Here is a 17,675-nt window from a genome sequence, read left to right as displayed (position 1 = left end):
GCATCATGAACGTCCGACTTTCGCAATCGACGGTCCGGGGGACCGCGCAGGCCCCCCCGTCGAAGAGCTACACGCACCGTGCGATCCTCGCCGCGGGCTACGCCGACGGCGCCCTCGTCCACGATCCGCTCGTGAGCGCCGACACGAAAGCGACGATGCGCGCCGTCACCGCCTACGGCGGCAGCGTCGGCCTCCGTGACGACGAGTCCGTCCTCGACGTGGCAGGCTTCGGCGGCCAGCCGGAGACGCCCGGCGACGTGATCGACTGCGCCAACAGCGGGACGACGATGCGCCTGGTCACCGCGACCGCCGCGCTACAGGACGGACTCACCGTCCTCACCGGCGACGACTCGCTTCGTTCGCGACCGCAGGGGCCGCTGCTCGACGCTATCGAGGACGACCTCGGCGGGCGTGCGGAGAGCACGCGATCCAACGGTCAGGCACCGCTCGTCGTCGGCGGCGGCGTCACCGGCGGTGACGTCTCCATCCCGGGCGACGTCTCCTCGCAGTACATCACCGCGCTGTTGATGGCCGGTGCGGTTACCGACGAAGGAATCGACGTCTACCTCGAAACCGAACTCAAGAGCGCGCCCTACGTGGACATCACGCTCGAAGTGCTCGACGCCTTCGGCGTCGAGGCCGAGCAGACGGCGGACGGGTTCACCGTCTCCGGCGGGCAGCACTACGAACCAGTCGATGGCGAGTACCACGTTCCCGGCGACTTCTCCTCGATCTCCTACCTGCTCGCGGCGGGCGTCCTCGCCGCGGAGGACGAACTGACTATCACGTCCGCGTACCCGAGCGCCCAGGGCGACACGGCGATCGTCGACGTCGTCGACCGGATGGGCGGCGACGTCGACTGGAATCAGGACGACGGCGTCATCACCGCGAGGCGGTCCGACCTCACCGGCGTCGAGGTGAGCGTCGCCGACACGCCCGACCTCCTGCCAACCATCGCGACGCTCGGGGCCGTCGCCGACGGGACGACCCGCATCGTCGACTGCGAGCACGTGCGGTACAAGGAGACGGACCGCGTGAGCGCGATGGCCGAGGAACTCACCGCGATGGGCGCCAGCGTCGACGAGGCGCAGGACACGCTGACCATCCACGGCAGCGCGAGTGACCTCCAGGGCGCGACCGTCGACGGGCGCGCTGACCACCGGATCATCATGTCGCTCGCCATTGCCGGCCTGGTCGCCGACGGCGAGACGACCGTCGAGGGAGCGGAACACGTCGACGTCTCCTTCCCGAACTTCTTCGACGTGCTGTACGACCTGGGAGCGACTGTCGACCGGTAGCGCCGGTCACGTCGGGCCGAGATTGCGAACAGACGGCACTCCCCGACCCACGCCGACGTGCCGTGCTACCGCTGCCCGACGCGGGGTGACGGTCAGACCACAGGCGGTCTGGTCCCGTTCCGGTATTTGAACCCTCGCCCGGACTGTAAGCTTGAAATGCCCCCGCACCGCACACGTTCGTAATGAACGGAAACGAGTTCGGTCGTCTCTTCCGCTTTACCACCTTCGGCGAGAGCCACGGCGAGGCGATGGGCTGTACCGTCTCCGGTGTGCCAGCCGGCGTGGAACTCTCCGAAGAGGACATCCAGCGCGATCTGGACCGCCGGAAGCCCGGCCAGTCGATGATCACGACCTCGCGGGGCGAACCCGACGCCGTCTCCATCAAGTCCGGCGTCCAGGACGGCTACACCTCGGGGATGCCCATCGGCATGGTCATCGAGAACAAGGACGCCCGCTCGGGGAAGTACGAGCCGTTCATCACGGCGCCGCGACCCTCGCACGGTGACTTCACCTACTCCGCAAAGTTCGGGACGCGCAACTGGGGCGGCGGCGGTCGGTCCTCGGCCCGCGAGACGGTCAACTGGGTGGCGGCTGGTGCCATCGCGAAGCAGGTTCTCGAACAGTCCGAGTTCGATATCCAGATCAAGGCTCACGTCAACCAGCTGGGCGACATCGAGGCACCGGAAGTCAGCTTCGACGAGATGCTCGAACACAGCGAGGAGAACGACGTCCGCTGTGCCCACCCCGAGACGGCCGAGGAGATGCGCGACCTGGCCGACCAGTACCAGCAGGAGGGCAACTCCATCGGCGGGTCCATCTACTTCGAGTGCCAGGGGGTCCCGCGCGGCCTCGGCGCGCCACGGTTCGACCAGGTCCCGGCCCGTCTCGGTCAGGCGATGTTCGCGATTCCGGCCGTGACGGCCTTCGAGTTCGGCCTCGGAAAGGAAGCCCGCGAGGTGTCCGGGCTCGACCGGAACGAGGACTGGGAGTTCGACGAGGACGGCGACCCGACGCCGGTCGGCAACGACCACGGCGGCCTCCAGGGTGGCATCACGACGGGTGACCCCATCTATGGCGAGGTAACCCTCCACGCACCCACGTCGATTCCGTCGAAGCAGCAGACCGTCGACTGGGAGACGGGCGAGAAGAAGGAAATCCAGGTCGTCGGTCGGCACGACCCCGTGCTCCCGCCCCGTGGCGTCCCGGTCGTCGAGGCGATGCTCTACTGCACGATTCTGGACTTCATGCTCCTCGGCGGTCGGATCAACCCAGACCGGCTGGACGGGAAGCCGGGCGAGTACGACACCGACTACCACCCGTCGAGCCCCCAGAACGACCCCGACGACGCGGACACGGTCGCCCGGTCAGTCGACGAGGAGTAGCCGGCACGGATCGGTGTCGGCGACCCAGGCCGGCCGCCAGTCGCCGCGGTTTTACGCGACGAACTCCTTTTCGGAGCAAATGGACGCGAGACAGGAATCGGCGTCGAACCCCTTCGGGATGGACGAGGAGTGCGAGAACTGTCCCGAGCTCTGCGAGACGCGGACGACCATCGCGCACGGCTACGGCGACGTCGGTGCCGAGTTCGTCGTTCTCGGCGATTCACCCAGCGAGGCCGCCGACGAGACCGGGATTCCGTTCCTCGGTGACGAGGAGCGGGGCGTGCTGGACGTGCTCGCCGCGGTCGACATGTGCGAGGACCCCGACGCGATGGAGCCCGAGCTCTCGAACGTCTTTCTCACCTACACCGCACGGTGTCGTCATCCCGAACGCGAGCCGACCGACCGGGAGGTCCAGAACTGCGAGCCGTACCTCAACAGCGAGATACGGATGATCAACCCCGAGATCATCGTCCCCGTCGGCCAGCGACCGCTGAACGAACTGGCCTTCGAGTACACGACCTTCTCCGCGGACGAACTCGACGTCGAGGAACGTCACGCGACGACCATCCGCGGACGCGGGTTCGAGATCATGCCGATGATCGATCCAGCCGAGCAGACCGACGACCAGCGGACTGCCTTTCTCGAACACTTCAGCGAGACGCTCGGACGCGATTACCGACAGACAAAGGGCCGCCGCGGGCGATAGGTTAGAGTCCCTTCCGGGACTCCCACCGGTCCCTGACCTGGTCGAGTCGCGTCGCCTCGTCCTCGATGTCCGAGAGGTGCCAGACGATGTCGGAGTGGGTGACGATGCCCACGAGATCCAGGTCGTCGACGACGGGGACCTTCTTGACGTCCTCGTCGGCCATCTGCCGGGCGACTCCCTGTACGGTCGCGTCCGGCGACGTCGTGACGATCGGACTGTGACTCACCTCGTCGACCGGAATCGCCGACAGCGCCCGGCCAGACCGTAACGCCGCTTCGAGGGCGTCGGATTCGGTAATAATTCCCGACGGATAGCCGCTCTTCACGACGACGACCGATCCCACCCCGTTGCCGACGAGCCGTTCGACGGCGTCGTCGAGCGTCGCCTCGTGGTCGACTGTGACCACGTCGGCGGTCATCAGTTCCGCGACGAGCATACCCGACGCCTCGCTGCCGACCGGGATAAATCATCTGCCACCGACGCGCAGCCGGGAGTGACAACTCACAAGGCGCTACTGCCCGCAGGGACTGGTATGACCACAGTCGCCGTGCTGGCGAATCCACCCGAAGAAGGCGCCGTCCCCCAGAGCTTGGTCGACGACGGAGTCGTGTCCGAGGCAGAGGCAGCGACGCTCTATCGGGCGATGGTCGCGGACGTCTGCGAAGCCGTCCAGTCGAGCGGCGCCGAACTGCTCGTGAACTACCGGCCCGCCGACCAACTCTCCGTCGACGTTGAGGACCCGGAGGACGCGCTCCGCTCCGTCGTGGAGGACGAACTCGACGACACGGGCGATATCCGCTACGAGGTGCAGGTCGGGTCGACGTTCGCCGCCAGAGTCGGAAACACCGTCACGCACCTCCTGGAGCGCGAGGAAGTCCAGACCGCCGCGGCCGTCACGCCGACCGCGGCGTTTCTCGGCCGCCAGCACGTCGACAGCGCCGCGATGAAGCTCCGGCGGAGCGAAGTGGTCCTCGGGCCGACGACCGACGGCCGCGTCTACTACGCCGGCTTCTCCGAACCGGTCGATTTCGACGGTGCGTACGACGCCCCGGCCGTCGAGTCGCTGGTCGCGGCCGCCGACGAAGCCACCCTCGACGCCGACTTCTTGCCGATGCTCCCCGTGCTCGAGTCCGCCACCGACCTCGGTACCGCGTTACCGCTACTTCGTGCGCGCGCCGACGCCGGGCTACGAGTCCCGCTCCGGACGGCCGGCGTGCTGTTCGACCTCGGGTTCGACGAACCCCGTGACCGATAGGTGAGTCAGTCCGCCGCCCGGATTGCGGACAACCGACAGGCCTTAGAAGGGCCCGACAGTACACTTCGACGCCGGCTGGTGGGGTGGCAGAGCGGCCCATTGCGCCTGCCTTGAAAGCAGGTGGCGTTATGCCTCCTGGGTTCAAATCCCAGCCCCACCGCTTCTGAACGAACGGACGTGAGTGAAGAGCGGTGCAACTGGATTTGAACCCTGGAAGTCGCAGCCCCGGAATGGCCGAACGGAGTGAGGCCACAGCCCGGAACGTCTTCCTCCGGTTCACATCCCAGCCCCACCGCATTTTGCTGCGAACAAATCGTGAGCAGCAAATGCAACACGCTGGGATTTGAGCCCTGCCAGTTGCAGCGCTCGAACGGAGTGAGAGCGACCATCTGGCTCCGGTTCAAATCCCAGCCCCACCGCATTTTGCTGCGAACAATTCGTGAGCAGCAAATGCATCATGCTGGGATTCGAAGTAGACGAGTCACAGCCCGCACAGGGAGCGAAGCGACCGAGCAGGAATGTCTCGGCGTGGTTCACATCCCAGCCCCACCGCTTCTGAACGAACGGACGTGAGTGAAACAGTCCACCGAGACCACCGACTCGCGAACGGCACGAATCTATATGCAGTGAAGACGCGTGGAAAGGACAGTTCTGAAGCGTGGTAACCGGCCGCGGCGGATCCGATCGAAAAACGCGAGACTGGAGTCGATTCAGTGAAGTGATCACGGAGATAACACGCACATTTATATTCCGGTACTAACATTCGAAACGTAGGCACCTGGTCAACAATGTGGTCCCAAACAACATCGAAGAAACGGCTCATCGCCCTCCCCCTCCTGGCTATACTGCTAGCCAACGCCGCCTTCGCTGGCACGGCCGTCGCGGAACCGCGTATCTGGATGTCGAGCGCGAGCCTCGAACGCGACGCGACGCTGGTCGGCGAACCGGTCGGCGTACAGGTTCAGCTTCACAACCGCGGTGACGGCGGCGTCATCGGCATCGACGTCCTGGCAAACGGATCCGACGTGGCGTCCGAACGCATCCACGTCGAGTCGGACTCCGACAGGAAGGCCGTGATCAACGTCTCCTTCGACGAACCGGGGACGTACAGGATCAAGGCCAACGACAAAACAGCGGGAACGCTCACCGTGACGCGGCTCCGGGTCGCGTCGGTCACCGAACGTGACGACGGCCAGACGGCAATCGTCCGCGCCGGTGGCGTCGCGGCCGGTGAATCGATGACCGCGAACCTCCCCGCCCAGGACGGTCAACCGTTCGCCCTCCAGCGAGTGACCATGACCGGGCCGGGGTCGTCGTTCAACCGCAGCGTTGCGACCTACGCACCGGCCGACGGCGCGTCGTTCTCTGTCCCTAGCGGTCAGGGTGCGTCGCTCGTCGGAGCGGTCGAGATGGACGCCATCTCGGGGGTCAACACGACATCGCTCCGGGTCGCCGTCGACCGCGACGCGCTGAACGAACACGGACTGGAGTCGAACGGCGTCACCGTCTACCGGAAAACCGGCGATAGTTTCACACCGCTGACGACCGAGCAGGCCGCCACGACTGAAGACGCCATCGTCTACGAGGCGTCGACCGACGGCGGGAATCAGTTCGTCCTCGGCGCGCTGACCCCCGAGTTCGCGGTCCGGTCAGCGGACGTCGACACCGAGGACGCGAGCGACGGCCAGCGGGTCGTGCTGAAGGCCACCGTCGCGAACGAGGGACAGGTCGCCGGCGACTACGAGGCCGAGATGCGCGTCGACGGGGTGACCGTCGACCGGCAGAACGTGACGCTCCAGCCCGGCGAATCGAAGACGGTCGAACTGGACCACGTCGTCACGAGCAAGGGCGAGTACGATGTCGGTCTCGGGGCCGAGCGAGTGAGTTCCGTCATCCTCACGAGCGACGCGATATCCGGCTCGGACCAGTCGGACAGTTCGGACACCACGGCAGACGACACGGAATCCACGGACGGCGGCCTGCTCGACGCGGAGCCGTCCCTCCCGTCGCTCCCGGCAATCGGTGACGTCGGAACGCTGGAAGTCGGTATCGGCGCGGGCATCGTCCTCCTCGGCGGCGGCCTGCTCCTGTTCGTCCGCCGGTAGTCAGGAGAGAAACCCTTTTGCGTCACCTGGGCAACGCTGAAGTATGGACTGGCCCCACGACCCCGACGGCGAGCAGGGCAGCGAAGGGCGTCGCAAGTACGGACACGCCGTTCTGGCGAAGAAAATCGACGAGGAGGAGGACTTCCCGCTGTCGGCGGCGGGGTACGTCGACGAGTTCGGCGACGACCCCGTCCGCATCGACTTCGAGCGCGTCGTCAGCGTCTCCGAGATCTTCGACTACGTCGACCAGGAGGAGTTCGAGGACTTTCCGGACTTCCACAAGGCGGTCGGCCGCGCGCTTCGGGAGGCCGGCTACTGGCCGTACGAACTCGAACACGCCTGAACAGTTCCACAAAGTCGCGTCAGTTACGTTTATCAGCCGATCGTGAGCTCAGAGTGTGAGTGTTCACCAGCGGCTGCAGTTCGAATCGGGACTGTCCACGGATGGTGTCGTCGACGACCTGCTGGATTCGTACCGAGGCACGCCCTCGGCGAGGGGTGGCCTCCGGTTGGACGTTTCGACAGAACAATACCGGGCCGTGTCGAACGCGGAGACAACTGTGACGAACACGCAGGTGACGCACATACAGATCGACAACTACGGCCCCTGGACCGTCACGCCGGAACCGCGGCGGGAAGTCGACCTCCAGACGCTACAGTCCCGGCTCTTCGCCGACCTCTCGCAGCTGTTCGGGAACCGCGACGGCTACGTCTTCTTCACCAGGTTCGACAACATGATCGCCGTCTCGAACGGGCTCGATATGGACGACCACGCCCTCATCCAGGAGTCCGTCGGGAACCGGTATCCGGTGACGATGAGCCTCAGCGTCGCCACGGGAACCGACCCCGTCAGCGCGCTCGGAACGGCGACAGAGCAACTCCAGGACGCGGGGAGCGCCCAGGACGAACACCGCCGGGAGATACTCCGCGGTCGACACATCGAAGAGGAGTTCAGAACGGTCGATGACCTCCAGATCGCCCACTTCGACGTCAACGACGCGACCGGGGAGTACACCGACCAGCTCAACGAGTTCGACACGTTCATCCACATCGAACAGGGGTACGCAGAGCTGATGCGCTACATGCGCCAGGCCCACGACTCGCTGTCCTTCTTCGTCGGCGGCGACAATGTCATCGCAGTCTGCCCGGACCTCGCGGCGCCCGACTATCAGGACGCCATCGACCACGTCCGGGACGAGGTCGACGTCGACCTCAAGGTCGGCGTCGGACGCGGTCGGGTCGCGTCGGACGCGGGGATGGTCGCCAAACACGCGCTCGAACGGTGCCGCGCGACGGGCGCGGACGTGGAAATCGGCGACTGAGCGAAGCCCCTGATCTTCGCCGCGTACCGGCATAAGCGTGGTGCAGGTAATTTTTAGACTGTTCCACTGGTAGCACGTGACATGAACAGGGACGTGACAGTGCAGGAGGTGATGGACCGGGAGTTCGTCGCCGCCAGCGAATCAGACAACGCGCTCGAAACAGTCGAACTGATGATCCGCGAAGAGGCCGAACCGGCCATCGTCCTCCGCGGGTCGGAGCCGGTCGGCGTCCTCTCCGACCGCGACGTCCTCGAAGTTGTGGTCGACGACGACACGAATCCGACGACGGTCAACGTCGGCGACGCGATGACGGAGTCGGTGCCGACCATCACTCCCGAGTACACGCTCGCCGAGGCGCGCGACCGGATGGCGGCCCGGTCGACGAAGTGGCTCGTCGTCTCCAGCGGGGGAAAGCCGGACGGCATCGTCACCGAGCACGACGTCCTCAGCAGTTCGACCATCGGCACCGAGATCGACGCCGCCAACGGGGCGAGCGAGGAGGACTCCCACCTCGTCGACGCCAGCACCAGCACGACAGCCTCTGACGCGGGTGCTGCCGAAGCCGGCGGGTTCGAAGACCAGGGGATCTGTGAGAAGTGCGGATCGCTCAGCCGCGACCTCTCGGCGTTCAACGGCCAGCTCCTCTGTGCCGACTGTCGCGACATCTGAGCGACTGCGGCTTCCGGATGGGCCGACCCGAACGAAGCCGCGTGTCGTCCGCGGGACAACGCCTTTGACGGGTCCGGTCGAATCCCGGAGCGATACGGGCCGATGGAGATAACCACGGGTACGGTCGACGACGTCGACGCCGTCGTCGACCAGTGGGTCTCGCTCGCGCGTGGGCAGCGCGAGTACGACTCCCACATTGCCCCCGAGCGCAACCGGGCCACGGTCAGGGAGGCGACGCTCCGGCGGATCGTCGCCGACGAACTGCTGGTGGCCCGCGAGGACGGGGAACTGGCCGGTTTCGTCATGTTCACCGTCGAGTCCGGGCAGTACGAACAGGACGTCCAGCGTGGCGTCGTCCAGAACCTCTACGTCGCTCCGCCTTACCGGCGACAGGGAATCGGGACGCGCCTGCTCGCCGCGACCGAGGAGCGCTTCGCCGACAGCGGTGTCGACCGCGTCGCGCTCAACGTGATGGCCGCCAACGAGGACGCCCGTCGGTTCTATCGTCGCCACGGGTACGAACCCCACCGCGTCGAACTGGAGAAGCCGGTCGAAAGCGATACCCTCTAAACGGAGTGTGTGCTATCGTCGAGTGCGCCAGGGGAGCTTGGGTGGTTCAAGCACTCGACTTGTAATCGAGAGTTCGTGGGTTCAAATCCCACCCCTGGCTTCTCTCGCCGAATACGAATCGGAGAGCTATCCGTGGGTCTGTCGGCGGCGTCCGAACAGACCCAAAACAGTTTGGCTTGCTTCGTATCAGTCCGGAGCCCCAACGTGTCGTTGGCGGATTCGATCCGCCCGACAAACCACCCCACCCCCACACCCTACGCGGCCGTGCCTCCTCCTTGGCCGCGTGGAGTTTTCGATACGTCGCTGAGCGACAGTGCTCGCGACGGGACCAGCCGCCGTCGGCGAGCGGACACGACGACGGCCGGAAAACGTCCCGAACGAGTGACCAGTTCCCCGCCGTCTGTTAGTTTCACTTCCGCTCCGCCCTAGGCTGGCCACTTAGTCGCTACTCGCCATCCACTTCCGTACGGATGGGCACCAGTATCGACGCAGCTGCGACCACGGCCGAACGACGGCAGGTCCGCGGGCGGACGACGATAGCGCTGGAGACGGCGGCTGGCGGGCGACGCAGGACGGCGTGGACGCCGTCGACCGGTGAGAGACGGCCGCCCTGGCCGCCGCGGATAACTGCCGACGCGTGGCGGCGGCCAATGTGTGACGCTCGTCGAAAGGTGCCGCGAGTGCGGCACCGCTGCTGTGTGAGCGGATTCGAGTTCGTGCTGCACACGATTGCTCGCGATCGCCTTCGCTCCCCGCTCGCGCATCCGTCGACCCCGTGTCCGCGATGCCAGGCCATCGGTCGGTACGAACCGGTGACGACGCTCTCGTGCGGAGGTACACTCGATGTCGAATAACGGCTACCGGATCCGGGAGAAACTCGACTCGGAGTACCGCATCGTCTGCCCCAGCGGGCACACGAGCCTCTCGGCCGCCGAGACGACCGAGACGGCGTACTGTCGGGCCTGCGGTCGATCCTACCCGTTCGAAGAACTGGTCGACCAGCGCTGGGACGACGCTGGCAGGGACCCGTGACCAGAAGAGCCCGCAGTATATACTCCTCCAGAACGTACGCTGGCCCATGAGCGAAACAGACGCGGACGACCTGCCGACGGACGACGCGGAGTGGCGCGAACGACTCACCGACGAGGAGTACCGCATCCTCCGGGAAGCCGGGACGGAGCCGAAGTTCAGCAGCGACCTCATCGACGTGAAAGACGAGGGCACGTTCACCTGTGCCGCCTGCGACACGGTGCTCTTCGAGAGCGACGAGAAGTTCGAGTCGGGTACCGGCTGGCCCAGCTTCTCGGACGTCTACGACGAAGGCAACGTCGAGACGCGCCGCGACACCAGCCACGGAATGGACCGGACCGAAGTCGTCTGTGCCAACTGCGGTGGCCACCTCGGCCACGTCTTCGACGACGGCCCCGAACCGACGGGCAAGCGCTACTGCATCAACGGAGCCGCGCTCGACTTCGACCCGGAAGAGTAACTCGTAGTCGCGCGAGCTGCTCTTTCAGGCGTAACTCTGCTCCAGATACTCCAGAATTTTCTCGGACTCCGCCATCGTGACGCCCGCGTCCTCGTCGACGAGGACCGGCACGCCGCGCTGGCCGGAGACGCGCTTGACCTCGTCGCGCTTCGAGTGGAGCCCCTCGACCCACTCGCTCTCGTAGTTGAGGTCGAGTTCCTGCATGCGTTCGTGGACCTTCTCGCAGTACGGACAGCCGTCTAGCTCGTAGAGCGTGAAGCTCATGGTGATACCATCGAACGGGGGTGGAAAGGGGTTTTCGGCGATCCGTCAACACCCGGGGTGGCGCGTGCGGTCGTGCGTGCCGGAACGTCAGTGGAGGCCGCACGTCGGATCCGCGCGAGGGATGAGGAGCGGAACGAAGTGAGCACCGCAATCGGCTGGGGAGGTGCGTGGCCGTCGTGCGGTACTGTCCTGGTGTCCTCGTGAGCGAAGCGAACGAGGGTTCAGGAGAGCTTGCTCTCCTGGTGGACTGAAAGGGCGAGGTCCGCCAGGAAACGAACTACCACATCCACGGGCCTCCCCAGCCGATTCTCTCAGTCACTCCGTTCCTTCGGTCATCCACTGAAAGACTCGCTGCGCTCGCGAAGACCTCGCGCGGGTTCGCCGTGCGGTCCTCGCTGTCGCTCGGACACGTACGACCGCACGCGACGACCTGAAGGACTCATCGTCCAGAGAGAGACGCCACTGCTGGAGTCCGTTCGGCACCGAAAGATGAAAACCGCGAAAAACGGGTTCGAGACCGGACTACTCGTACAGCCAGGTCTCGTCGGCCTGTTCCCAGTCGACGAGTTCGTCCTCGTCGAAGAACAGGCCGATCTCTCGCTCGTTGGAGCCTTCGTCCTCGTGGTCCGAGCCGTGGATGACGTTGCGACCCAGGTCGAGGCCGAAGTCGCCACGGATAGTACCGGGCGCGGACTCGGCGGGGTCGGTCTCACCCATCATACGGCGGACCTGGCGGATGGCGTCCTGGCCCTCCCAGACCATCGCGAACACCGGACCGGAGGTGATGAAGTCCACGAGGCCCTCGAAGAAGGGCTTGCCCTCGTGTTCACCGTAGTGGTCCTCGGCCAGATCCTGGTCGATCTGCATGAACTTCCCGCCGACCATCTTCAGGCCGCGGTCCTCGAGACGGCCGACGACCTCGCCGATGAGGCCGCGCTGGACGCCGTCGGGCTTGACCATCACGAAGGTTCGCTCGCGGTCGGCCATCAGGCTTCGGCCTCCTCGGTCTCCTCTTCGTCTTCCTCGTCGGAAGCCGCTTCGTCGGAGTCTTCGTCGGCCTCGTCAGCTTCGGCCTCGTCGGCGTCCGCATCGGCCTCGTCAGCTTCGGCCTCGTCGGAGTCTTCGTCGGCCTCGTCCTCGGTGACGTCCTCCTCGGGTTCGTCCGAGTCGACGTCCTCGGTGATGTCATCCTCGGATTCGGCTTCGTCCGACGCTGCTTCCTCGTCCTCGACGGCCGCGTCGGCCTCGGAGTCGGCGACTGCCGCTGTCTCGGTCTCGGCGGCACCGCCTTCGGCCTGTCCGGCCTCGGTCCACTCGAGGTTGCGCGCCTCGCGGCCGAGGTCGGCGTTCTTCTCGCACTTCGAGGAGCAGAAGTGGACGGTCGTCCCGTCCGTGCGGACGAACATCGTCCCGGTGCCGGGCTCGATGTCGGCGCCGCAGTAGTCACATTCTCTGGATCGCGGCATCGTTACTGTCCTCCGATGGTGTCGGCCTCGCGAGCCGTCTCGCGAAGCTGGAGCACGTCGCCCTCGCGAACCGGCCCGAGGACGTTGCGCGTGATGATACGGCCCTGGTTCGAGCCCTCCTGGATGCGGCACTTGACCTGCATGGCCTCGCCGTGCATCCCGGTGCGGCCCACGACCTCGATGACCTCGGCGGGCGTGGACCCTCCGTCTTCGGATTCCTCAGCACTCATCGTTTATCACTTACCGGAGTTCCTCGACCTTGCCGGCGATGTCCTCGATGTCCTCCTCGGCCTCACCGGCGTCGGTGACGGCCGCGGCGGCGCTGCCGACTTCCAGGCCGGCGGCGTGACCGACGTCGTCCTGGGACTCGACGAAGAGGAAGGGGACGCCCTTCTCGTCGGCCAGCTCGGGGATGTGCATGACGATCTCCTCGGGCTGGACGTCCTCGGCGACGACGACGAGCTCGGCGTTGCCGCGCTCGATGGCCTTGGTCGATTCGTTGGTACCTTTCTTTACCGTCCCTGTGTCCCGTGCGACCTCGAGGGCCTCGAGGGCGTCCTCTGCGAGGTCGGCCGGAACGTCGAAATCTACGTATACTGGCATTGGTGGATCACCTCCTGCACACGGGCTCGGGCTCCCCCGCCAGTGCGAGAGCGCGGTTGTCCGGGACCTCCACGTGAGGCGTGCGGAGACCGGGGCGCGTTCCCGCCTCCGTCCGCGACGGACGGCATAGTCCTTGAGAAGGCTGGGAGCTTCATCAACCCGGCGCAGGCTGTATACCACGGTTGCACATCACTCCTTAAAAGCGCTTTCAAACGCCGTACGGCGTGTCACGACGGGACACGCCAGGGAAGCGCCCGGATACGATCTGATCAGTACCGGTCGTACAGCGGACCGTCACGCCCATGGCGCTCCACGCTGGAATCACCAGCATGAACGACCTCGCACGCGCGGTACGGGACGAGGCACGGCGGACGGGCGAGCGCAGGGTGCTCGTCCTGGCCGGGTCCCCGGACGCGACGCGCGAGGCGGCCCGAAGCGCGCTCTCGGCCGCCGAGGTTCCCCTCGCCGAGACGTCGCTCGTCGGCTCCGAGGCGTTCCTGAACTGCGAACGCCTCGATCCTGTCCACGCGGGAACACTGCTCGGACGGACGCGAACCGCGGTCGTCCTCGACGCACACGACTCGTTCCGGCCGAACGCGCTCGGGGCGTCGGTCGGTGCGGTGGGCGGCGGCGGACTCCTGATACTTCTCACGCCACCGCTCGATAGCTGGCCGGAGCGCCGGGACGAGTTCGACGAGACGCTGGCCGTCCCGCCCTTCGACGTCGACGACGTCACCGGGAACTTCCGGCGACGCGTCGTCGAGACGGTCCGCGCTCACCCCGGCATCGCACTCGTCGACGCCGACACCGGGTCCGTCGAGACGGACGGGCTGACGGACCCTGCCCCACGGGTCCGACCCGGTCCGCCCGCCCCGCCTGCGGACCACGAATTCCCCGCGGCCGCCTACGACGCCTGCCTCACCGAGGACCAGGTCGACACCGTTCGCGCGTTCGAGCGGTTTCGAGGCGACGGAGAGTCGACTGCCGACGAACAGGCCCTCGTCGTCGAAGCCGACCGGGGCCGGGGGAAATCGAGCGCTGCCGGCCTCGCCGCTGCGAGTCTCGCCCTGGACGGTAAAGACGTGCTGGTGACGGCCCCCCAGTACAAGAGCGCCAGTGAGGTATTCGCCAGGGCCGTCGAACTGCTGGAGGACCAGGGAGCGCTCCGGGGAGTCGACCACGAGGACGCGCCACAGCACCTCCAGACCCCGGCGGGACGAGTCAGATTCGAATTGCCGGACGAAGCGACGGCCCTGCCGGAGGACCCCGACGTCGTAATCGTCGACGAAGCAGCGGCCTTGCCCGTCCGGGTCCTGGAGCGGTTCCTCGACGCGCCGAACGTGGCGTTCACGACGACCGTCCACGGGTACGAGGGCGCGGGCCGGGGCTTCTCGGTTCGTTTCCGTGATCGACTGACCGATAGCGACCACGTCGTTACCGACGTCGCGATGACCACACCGATCAGGTACGCCGCCGGGGACCCGGTCGAGTCCTGGGCGTTCCGGGCGCTCATGCTCGACGCGCGACCGGCGGTCGATCCGCTGGTCGAAGACGCGGCGCCGGCGTCCGTCGACTATCGACGACTCTCGCCAGCAGACCTGCTGGCCGACGAACACCTCCTCCGCGAGGCGTTCGGCCTGCTCGTCCTCGCCCACTACCGGACCGAACCCGACGACCTGGCCCGGTTGCTCGACGCGCCGAACGTCAGCGCCCGGGCGCTCACTCACGACGGCCACGTCGTCTCCGTCGCCCTGCTCGCCCGCGAGGGGGACCTGCCGACCGATTTACGCGCGGAGATGTACGAGGGGAGGCGCGTGCGAGGCAACATGATCCCCGACGTCCTGACTACCCAGCTCCGCGACGAAGCGGCGGCCGTCCCGGTCGGCCAGCGCGTCCTCCGTATCGCAACCCATCCCGCCGTCCAGTCGCGGGGGATCGGGTCGAGACTGCTCACGGAGATCAGGGGGGAGGTCGCCGAGTCGGTCGACTGGCTCGGCGTCGGCTACGGCGCGACGCCCGAACTCGTCCGGTTCTGGGACGCGAACGGCTTTCGAACGGTTCACCTCTCGACGACTCGCAACGACGCCAGCGGCGAGTACTCGGCCATCATGCTCGACCCGTGTTCGGAAGCAGGGGCCGACCTGGCCGAACGCCACGGCGGGTGGTTCCTGGACCGCGTCGCGAGCGTCCTCTCGGACCCGGTCGACGACCTGGACCCCGACGTCGCGCGTGCCGTGCTCGCGTCGGCGGGCGGGACGCCGTCGCTCGACCTCTCGGCGTGGGAGTGGCGCGTCGTCGCGGGCGTCCCCGGCGGCGCCACGACGTTCGACACGAACCCGTCGCCGTTCCGTCGGCTGACGCTCCGTCACCTCGTCGACCCCGCCGACCCGAGCGCCCTGTCGCCCGACGAGGAGCGCGCCCTCGTCCGGAAAGTCCTCCAGGGCCACGAGTGGGAGAGGGTCGGTGAGGAGTTCGAGTTCGTCTCCACCGCGGAGTGTATGCGGTCCGTGGCCCGAACCGTCGAAAGATTGGTACGCCTGTACGCCGACGACCTGACAATGGAGGAACTCGACGACCGATGATGGATCTGCTCGTCCTCGCCGCCGCGTTCGTCTTGTTGATCGCCGGCGTCGTCGGGAGCGTCACCCCACAGCTACCGGGCGCACCGTTCTCTATCGCCGGCGTGCTCGTCTACTGGTGGGGCAGCGGCTTCTCCGAACCCGGTACCCTCGTCCTCGCGCTGCTCGTCGTCGCGGGGTTCGTGACGTGGGCCGTCGACTGGCTGGGCGGCGTCGTCGGTGCGAAGGTCGGCGGCGCGTCGACGAAGACCGCTATCGCGGCCGGTCTCGTCGGGTTGATCCTGTTCTTCGCGACCGGACTCGGCCCCATCGGGCTGGTGCTGGGCGTCGCCGGCACCGTGTTCGCACTGGAGTTCTACCGCCAGCAGGACGCCCGTGCCAGCGCGAAGGCGGCGGCCATCACGACCGCTGCGATGCTCGGCTCGGCCGTCGTCCAGGCGCTCCTCACCGGGAGCATCCTCCTCGCGATGGTCGCCGTCTGGGCGTTCTGAGAAGCGATAAGGGTCGCGCGTTCGAAACTGACCCATGGAGTGCGAAGAGGAGGGTTGCGATGCCGAGGCCGCTGTCGAGTTGCACATTCCGTGGGACGCGAACGTCCGCGTCTGTCCCGGGCACGCACGGACGTGGGCCCAGAAGGACGGCGTCGTCCCGGAACCGATGGACGGTCACGAAGATGCCTGGCCGTAACGGTCGCTCGGAAGCAGTGACATCCGCGGAAAACGAGGGACTCGCCGACTGACCCGTCCAGCGCTGGCGGTTTTACAGCTGTTTGGCCAGCATCACTTCGTCGATGTACTCGCCCTCCAGTTTGTAGTGGTCCGGGCGGACGGCCTCCGTCTCCCAGCCGTGGCTCTCGAGGAACTCGATGCCCTCCTCGTTCGTCGAGGGGACGGAGTTGTATATCTTCTCGTAGCCCTGCGACCCGGCCCACTCCAGGCCGCGTTCGAGCAGGTGGCTCCCGATGCTGTGGCCGCGATAGCGTTCGAGGACGCCCAGCGTCAGTTCCGCGGTGTGGGAGAGTTTGTCGATCTCCGGGTGTTTGAGGTGGACCCAGCCGACGACCTCGTCCTCGACGGAGGCGACGAAGAAGATGCGCGACTCCAGTTCGTTGTGCCGGAGGAGCACCCCCTCGTTGTCGACGACGTCGGCGACCGTCTCGGCGTCGACGTAGGTTTTCCCGCCGATGGCCTCCCGGATGGCGCCCACTAGCCCAGTGAGGTCTTCCTGGCGGGCCTGCCGGATGACGAACTCGACGCCGTCCTCGTCGAACTCCTCCTCGGCCGTCTCCTCGTAGGCGATCCGTAACTCCCCGTCGACCTCCGCGAGCACGCCGTCGCGTTTGAGGATCGCCACGTGGTGGCCGAACGGTCGCGGCTCCATGTGCAACGACGTCCGCATCTCCTCGGGGTCGACGGAGCCGTGGCTCTCCACGTACTCGTAGACGTCCTTGCGGTCCCTGTGGTCGAACTGCGGTGGCTCGGCGAGCTCCATGACATTAGGTAACACTCGACTATACTTAACTGTTTGTCACGATCGACTCGCGGTCCGGGTGGTTCGGAGTGACTCGAACGCGGCCGTCACGCTCGTTCCGGGACGCCCGTGAGAATCTGGGCGACGTCACGGGCGTTGTGCGTGTCGACCAGCAGTTGCGCAGCGTTCCGTAACTCGTAGTCCGCGTCCAGGTCGACGCCGTAACAGCGCGCGTACAGCGCCAGCCAGTCGTTCATCGCGCCCTCCAGCCGGTCGTACGGTGCCGGTGGAAGGTGCACCGACCGCCCACCGGTTCTGATCTCGACGAACAGCGACGCCGTCGGACCGAACCCCTCCCGGACCAGACGCATCGCCTCGTCCTCGTCCGGCGGGTCGGCGGGCGAGTCGAACCGTTCGCGGGCGTCGCTGGCGGCGGCCGCGAGCTCGTCGATACGTTCCTCGACTGCATCGTCGGTTTCCATGAAGCGTGCTCCGGG

General features: G+C 66.6%; 22 protein-coding genes and 2 tRNA genes. 16 read left to right on the top strand and 8 right to left on the bottom strand.

Features of this window, described 5'->3' with window-relative positions; all coding sequences use genetic code 11:
* Nucleotides 1–5: 5 nt before the first annotated feature.
* The 3 genes from aroA (at nt 6) to BM337_RS14120 (ending at nt 3,386) form a co-directional block, all read left to right on the top strand.
* The gene (gene aroA / locus BM337_RS14130; RefSeq protein ID WP_089817296.1) at nt 6–1,298 is read left to right on the top strand and encodes a 3-phosphoshikimate 1-carboxyvinyltransferase; all 1,293 of its coding nucleotides are present in this window, start codon (nt 6–8) and stop codon (nt 1,296–1,298) included.
* Nucleotides 1,299–1,480: 182 nt separating this feature from the next.
* Complete coding sequence (gene aroC / locus BM337_RS14125) at nt 1,481–2,680, top strand: chorismate synthase (RefSeq protein WP_089817295.1); 1,200 nt, start codon at nt 1,481–1,483, stop codon at nt 2,678–2,680.
* 79 nt (nt 2,681–2,759) lie between these two features.
* Complete coding sequence (locus tag BM337_RS14120; protein WP_089817294.1) at nt 2,760–3,386, top strand: uracil-DNA glycosylase; 627 nt, start codon at nt 2,760–2,762, stop codon at nt 3,384–3,386.
* A 1-nt stretch (nt 3,387) separates the two neighbouring features.
* Here the strand turns inward: BM337_RS14120 and BM337_RS14115 are convergent, their stop codons facing one another.
* The gene (locus BM337_RS14115) at nt 3,388–3,822 is read right to left on the bottom strand and encodes a CBS domain-containing protein (protein ID WP_089817293.1); all 435 of its coding nucleotides are present in this window, start codon (nt 3,820–3,822) and stop codon (nt 3,388–3,390) included.
* A 96-nt stretch (nt 3,823–3,918) separates the two neighbouring features.
* Here BM337_RS14115 and BM337_RS14110 point away from each other — a divergent pair, with 96 nt between their 5' ends.
* The 10 genes from BM337_RS14110 to msrB all read left to right on the top strand — a co-directional run bounded on the left by BM337_RS14110 (nt 3,919) and on the right by msrB (nt 10,796).
* Nucleotides 3,919–4,641 (top strand): glycosyltransferase family protein, encoded by a 723-nt coding sequence (locus BM337_RS14110; RefSeq protein WP_089817292.1) that lies wholly within the window; start codon nt 3,919–3,921, stop codon nt 4,639–4,641.
* Between the two features lie 77 nt (nt 4,642–4,718).
* Nucleotides 4,719–4,801 (top strand) — tRNA-Ser (locus BM337_RS14105).
* A 628-nt stretch (nt 4,802–5,429) separates the two neighbouring features.
* On the top strand, nt 5,430–6,746 hold the full coding sequence (locus BM337_RS14100) for a CARDB domain-containing protein (protein ID WP_089817291.1): 1,317 nt from the start codon (nt 5,430–5,432) through the stop codon (nt 6,744–6,746).
* Between the two features lie 43 nt (nt 6,747–6,789).
* Nucleotides 6,790–7,089 carry a DUF5785 family protein gene (locus tag BM337_RS14095; protein WP_089817290.1) on the top strand — a complete coding sequence of 100 codons (300 nt, stop codon included), beginning with the start codon at nt 6,790–6,792 and terminating at the stop codon, nt 7,087–7,089.
* A gap of 217 nt (nt 7,090–7,306) precedes the next feature.
* Nucleotides 7,307–8,068, top strand: coding sequence for a GTP cyclohydrolase III (locus BM337_RS14090; RefSeq protein ID WP_089818144.1), 762 nt, complete (start codon nt 7,307–7,309; stop codon nt 8,066–8,068).
* Nucleotides 8,069–8,149: 81 nt separating this feature from the next.
* Nucleotides 8,150–8,737, top strand: a complete 588-nt coding sequence (locus BM337_RS14085) for a CBS domain-containing protein (protein WP_089817289.1) — start codon at nt 8,150–8,152, stop codon at nt 8,735–8,737.
* A gap of 102 nt (nt 8,738–8,839) precedes the next feature.
* Nucleotides 8,840–9,307 (top strand): GNAT family N-acetyltransferase, encoded by a 468-nt coding sequence (locus BM337_RS14080; RefSeq protein ID WP_089817288.1) that lies wholly within the window; start codon nt 8,840–8,842, stop codon nt 9,305–9,307.
* Between the two features lie 26 nt (nt 9,308–9,333).
* Nucleotides 9,334–9,407: transfer RNA gene (locus BM337_RS14075), tRNA-Thr, on the top strand.
* Between the two features lie 743 nt (nt 9,408–10,150).
* A complete protein-coding gene (locus BM337_RS14070; RefSeq protein ID WP_089817287.1) occupies nt 10,151–10,339 on the top strand; it encodes a Trm112 family protein in 189 nt (62 codons plus the stop codon).
* A 46-nt stretch (nt 10,340–10,385) separates the two neighbouring features.
* On the top strand, nt 10,386–10,796 hold the full coding sequence (msrB, locus tag BM337_RS14065) for a peptide-methionine (R)-S-oxide reductase MsrB (RefSeq protein WP_089817286.1): 411 nt from the start codon (nt 10,386–10,388) through the stop codon (nt 10,794–10,796).
* 24 nt (nt 10,797–10,820) lie between these two features.
* Here the strand turns inward: msrB and BM337_RS14060 are convergent, their stop codons facing one another.
* The 5 genes from BM337_RS14060 to rpl7ae form a co-directional block, all read right to left on the bottom strand.
* Nucleotides 10,821–11,060 (bottom strand): glutathione S-transferase N-terminal domain-containing protein, encoded by a 240-nt coding sequence (locus BM337_RS14060; protein ID WP_089817285.1) that lies wholly within the window; start codon nt 11,058–11,060, stop codon nt 10,821–10,823.
* A gap of 522 nt (nt 11,061–11,582) precedes the next feature.
* Nucleotides 11,583–12,047 carry a nucleoside-diphosphate kinase gene (gene ndk, locus BM337_RS14055; protein WP_089817284.1) on the bottom strand — a complete coding sequence of 155 codons (465 nt, stop codon included), beginning with the start codon at nt 12,045–12,047 and terminating at the stop codon, nt 11,583–11,585.
* Entirely contained in the window at nt 12,047–12,526 is a 480-nt protein-coding gene (locus tag BM337_RS14050; RefSeq protein ID WP_089817283.1) for a 50S ribosomal protein L24e, read from the bottom strand. Before BM337_RS14050 ends, ndk begins: the two co-directional genes overlap by 1 nt.
* Nucleotides 12,527–12,528: 2 nt before the next feature.
* Nucleotides 12,529–12,756 (bottom strand): 30S ribosomal protein S28e, encoded by a 228-nt coding sequence (locus BM337_RS14045; protein WP_089817282.1) that lies wholly within the window; start codon nt 12,754–12,756, stop codon nt 12,529–12,531.
* A 10-nt stretch (nt 12,757–12,766) separates the two neighbouring features.
* Entirely contained in the window at nt 12,767–13,129 is a 363-nt protein-coding gene (gene rpl7ae, locus BM337_RS14040) for a 50S ribosomal protein L7Ae (RefSeq protein ID WP_089817281.1), read from the bottom strand.
* 329 nt (nt 13,130–13,458) lie between these two features.
* On the opposite strand from rpl7ae, the gene tmcA reads away from it, so the two are divergent.
* Genes tmcA through BM337_RS21215 form a run of 3 tightly spaced genes read left to right on the top strand, consistent with a single transcriptional unit; the run spans nt 13,459 to nt 16,395 of the window.
* Complete coding sequence (gene tmcA, locus BM337_RS14035; RefSeq protein ID WP_089818142.1) at nt 13,459–15,711, top strand: tRNA(Met) cytidine acetyltransferase TmcA; 2,253 nt, start codon at nt 13,459–13,461, stop codon at nt 15,709–15,711.
* The gene (locus BM337_RS14030) at nt 15,708–16,199 is read left to right on the top strand and encodes a DUF456 family protein (protein ID WP_089817280.1); all 492 of its coding nucleotides are present in this window, start codon (nt 15,708–15,710) and stop codon (nt 16,197–16,199) included. Before tmcA ends, BM337_RS14030 begins: the two co-directional genes overlap by 4 nt.
* Before the next feature lie 34 nt (nt 16,200–16,233).
* A complete protein-coding gene (locus BM337_RS21215; protein WP_177227538.1) occupies nt 16,234–16,395 on the top strand; it encodes a DUF8014 family protein in 162 nt (53 codons plus the stop codon).
* A 72-nt stretch (nt 16,396–16,467) separates the two neighbouring features.
* Here BM337_RS21215 and BM337_RS14025 read toward each other — a convergent pair whose 3' ends face one another.
* Nucleotides 16,468–17,199, bottom strand: a complete 732-nt coding sequence (locus tag BM337_RS14025; protein ID WP_089817279.1) for a GNAT family N-acetyltransferase — start codon at nt 17,197–17,199, stop codon at nt 16,468–16,470.
* Between the two features lie 86 nt (nt 17,200–17,285).
* The gene (locus tag BM337_RS14020) at nt 17,286–17,660 is read right to left on the bottom strand and encodes a DUF8055 family protein (RefSeq protein ID WP_089817278.1); all 375 of its coding nucleotides are present in this window, start codon (nt 17,658–17,660) and stop codon (nt 17,286–17,288) included.
* Nucleotides 17,661–17,675: the final 15 nt, after the last annotated feature.

Source organism: Halomicrobium zhouii (genome assembly GCF_900114435.1).
Lineage (GTDB): Archaea > Halobacteriota > Halobacteria > Halobacteriales > Haloarculaceae > Halomicrobium > Halomicrobium zhouii.
Note: the sequence above shows the minus strand (reverse complement) of the source record. Positions and strands in the feature narration are given on the sequence as shown.

Bases quoted from the DNA above. Each gene is read 5' to 3' on its own strand.
- aroA (WP_089817296.1), top strand. From the start codon at position 6: ATGAACGTCCGACTTTCGCAATCGACGGTCCGGGGGACCGCGCAGGCC.
- aroC (WP_089817295.1), top strand. From the start codon at position 1,481: ATGAACGGAAACGAGTTCGGTCGTCTCTTCCGCTTTACCACCTTCGGC.
- BM337_RS14120 (WP_089817294.1), top strand. From the start codon at position 2,760: ATGGACGCGAGACAGGAATCGGCGTCGAACCCCTTCGGGATGGACGAG.
- BM337_RS14115 (WP_089817293.1), bottom strand. From the start codon at position 3,822: ATGCTCGTCGCGGAACTGATGACCGCCGACGTGGTCACAGTCGACCAC.
- BM337_RS14110 (WP_089817292.1), top strand. From the start codon at position 3,919: ATGACCACAGTCGCCGTGCTGGCGAATCCACCCGAAGAAGGCGCCGTC.
- BM337_RS14100 (WP_089817291.1), top strand. From the start codon at position 5,430: ATGTGGTCCCAAACAACATCGAAGAAACGGCTCATCGCCCTCCCCCTC.
- BM337_RS14095 (WP_089817290.1), top strand. From the start codon at position 6,790: ATGGACTGGCCCCACGACCCCGACGGCGAGCAGGGCAGCGAAGGGCGT.
- BM337_RS14085 (WP_089817289.1), top strand. From the start codon at position 8,150: ATGAACAGGGACGTGACAGTGCAGGAGGTGATGGACCGGGAGTTCGTC.
- BM337_RS14080 (WP_089817288.1), top strand. From the start codon at position 8,840: ATGGAGATAACCACGGGTACGGTCGACGACGTCGACGCCGTCGTCGAC.
- BM337_RS14070 (WP_089817287.1), top strand. From the start codon at position 10,151: ATGTCGAATAACGGCTACCGGATCCGGGAGAAACTCGACTCGGAGTAC.
- msrB (WP_089817286.1), top strand. From the start codon at position 10,386: ATGAGCGAAACAGACGCGGACGACCTGCCGACGGACGACGCGGAGTGG.
- BM337_RS14060 (WP_089817285.1), bottom strand. From the start codon at position 11,060: ATGAGCTTCACGCTCTACGAGCTAGACGGCTGTCCGTACTGCGAGAAG.
- ndk (WP_089817284.1), bottom strand. From the start codon at position 12,047: ATGGCCGACCGCGAGCGAACCTTCGTGATGGTCAAGCCCGACGGCGTC.
- BM337_RS14050 (WP_089817283.1), bottom strand. From the start codon at position 12,526: ATGCCGCGATCCAGAGAATGTGACTACTGCGGCGCCGACATCGAGCCC.
- BM337_RS14045 (WP_089817282.1), bottom strand. From the start codon at position 12,756: ATGAGTGCTGAGGAATCCGAAGACGGAGGGTCCACGCCCGCCGAGGTC.
- rpl7ae (WP_089817281.1), bottom strand. From the start codon at position 13,129: ATGCCAGTATACGTAGATTTCGACGTTCCGGCCGACCTCGCAGAGGAC.
- tmcA (WP_089818142.1), top strand. From the start codon at position 13,459: ATGAACGACCTCGCACGCGCGGTACGGGACGAGGCACGGCGGACGGGC.
- BM337_RS14030 (WP_089817280.1), top strand. From the start codon at position 15,708: ATGATGGATCTGCTCGTCCTCGCCGCCGCGTTCGTCTTGTTGATCGCC.
- BM337_RS21215 (WP_177227538.1), top strand. From the start codon at position 16,234: ATGGAGTGCGAAGAGGAGGGTTGCGATGCCGAGGCCGCTGTCGAGTTG.
- BM337_RS14025 (WP_089817279.1), bottom strand. From the start codon at position 17,199: ATGGAGCTCGCCGAGCCACCGCAGTTCGACCACAGGGACCGCAAGGAC.
- BM337_RS14020 (WP_089817278.1), bottom strand. From the start codon at position 17,660: ATGGAAACCGACGATGCAGTCGAGGAACGTATCGACGAGCTCGCGGCC.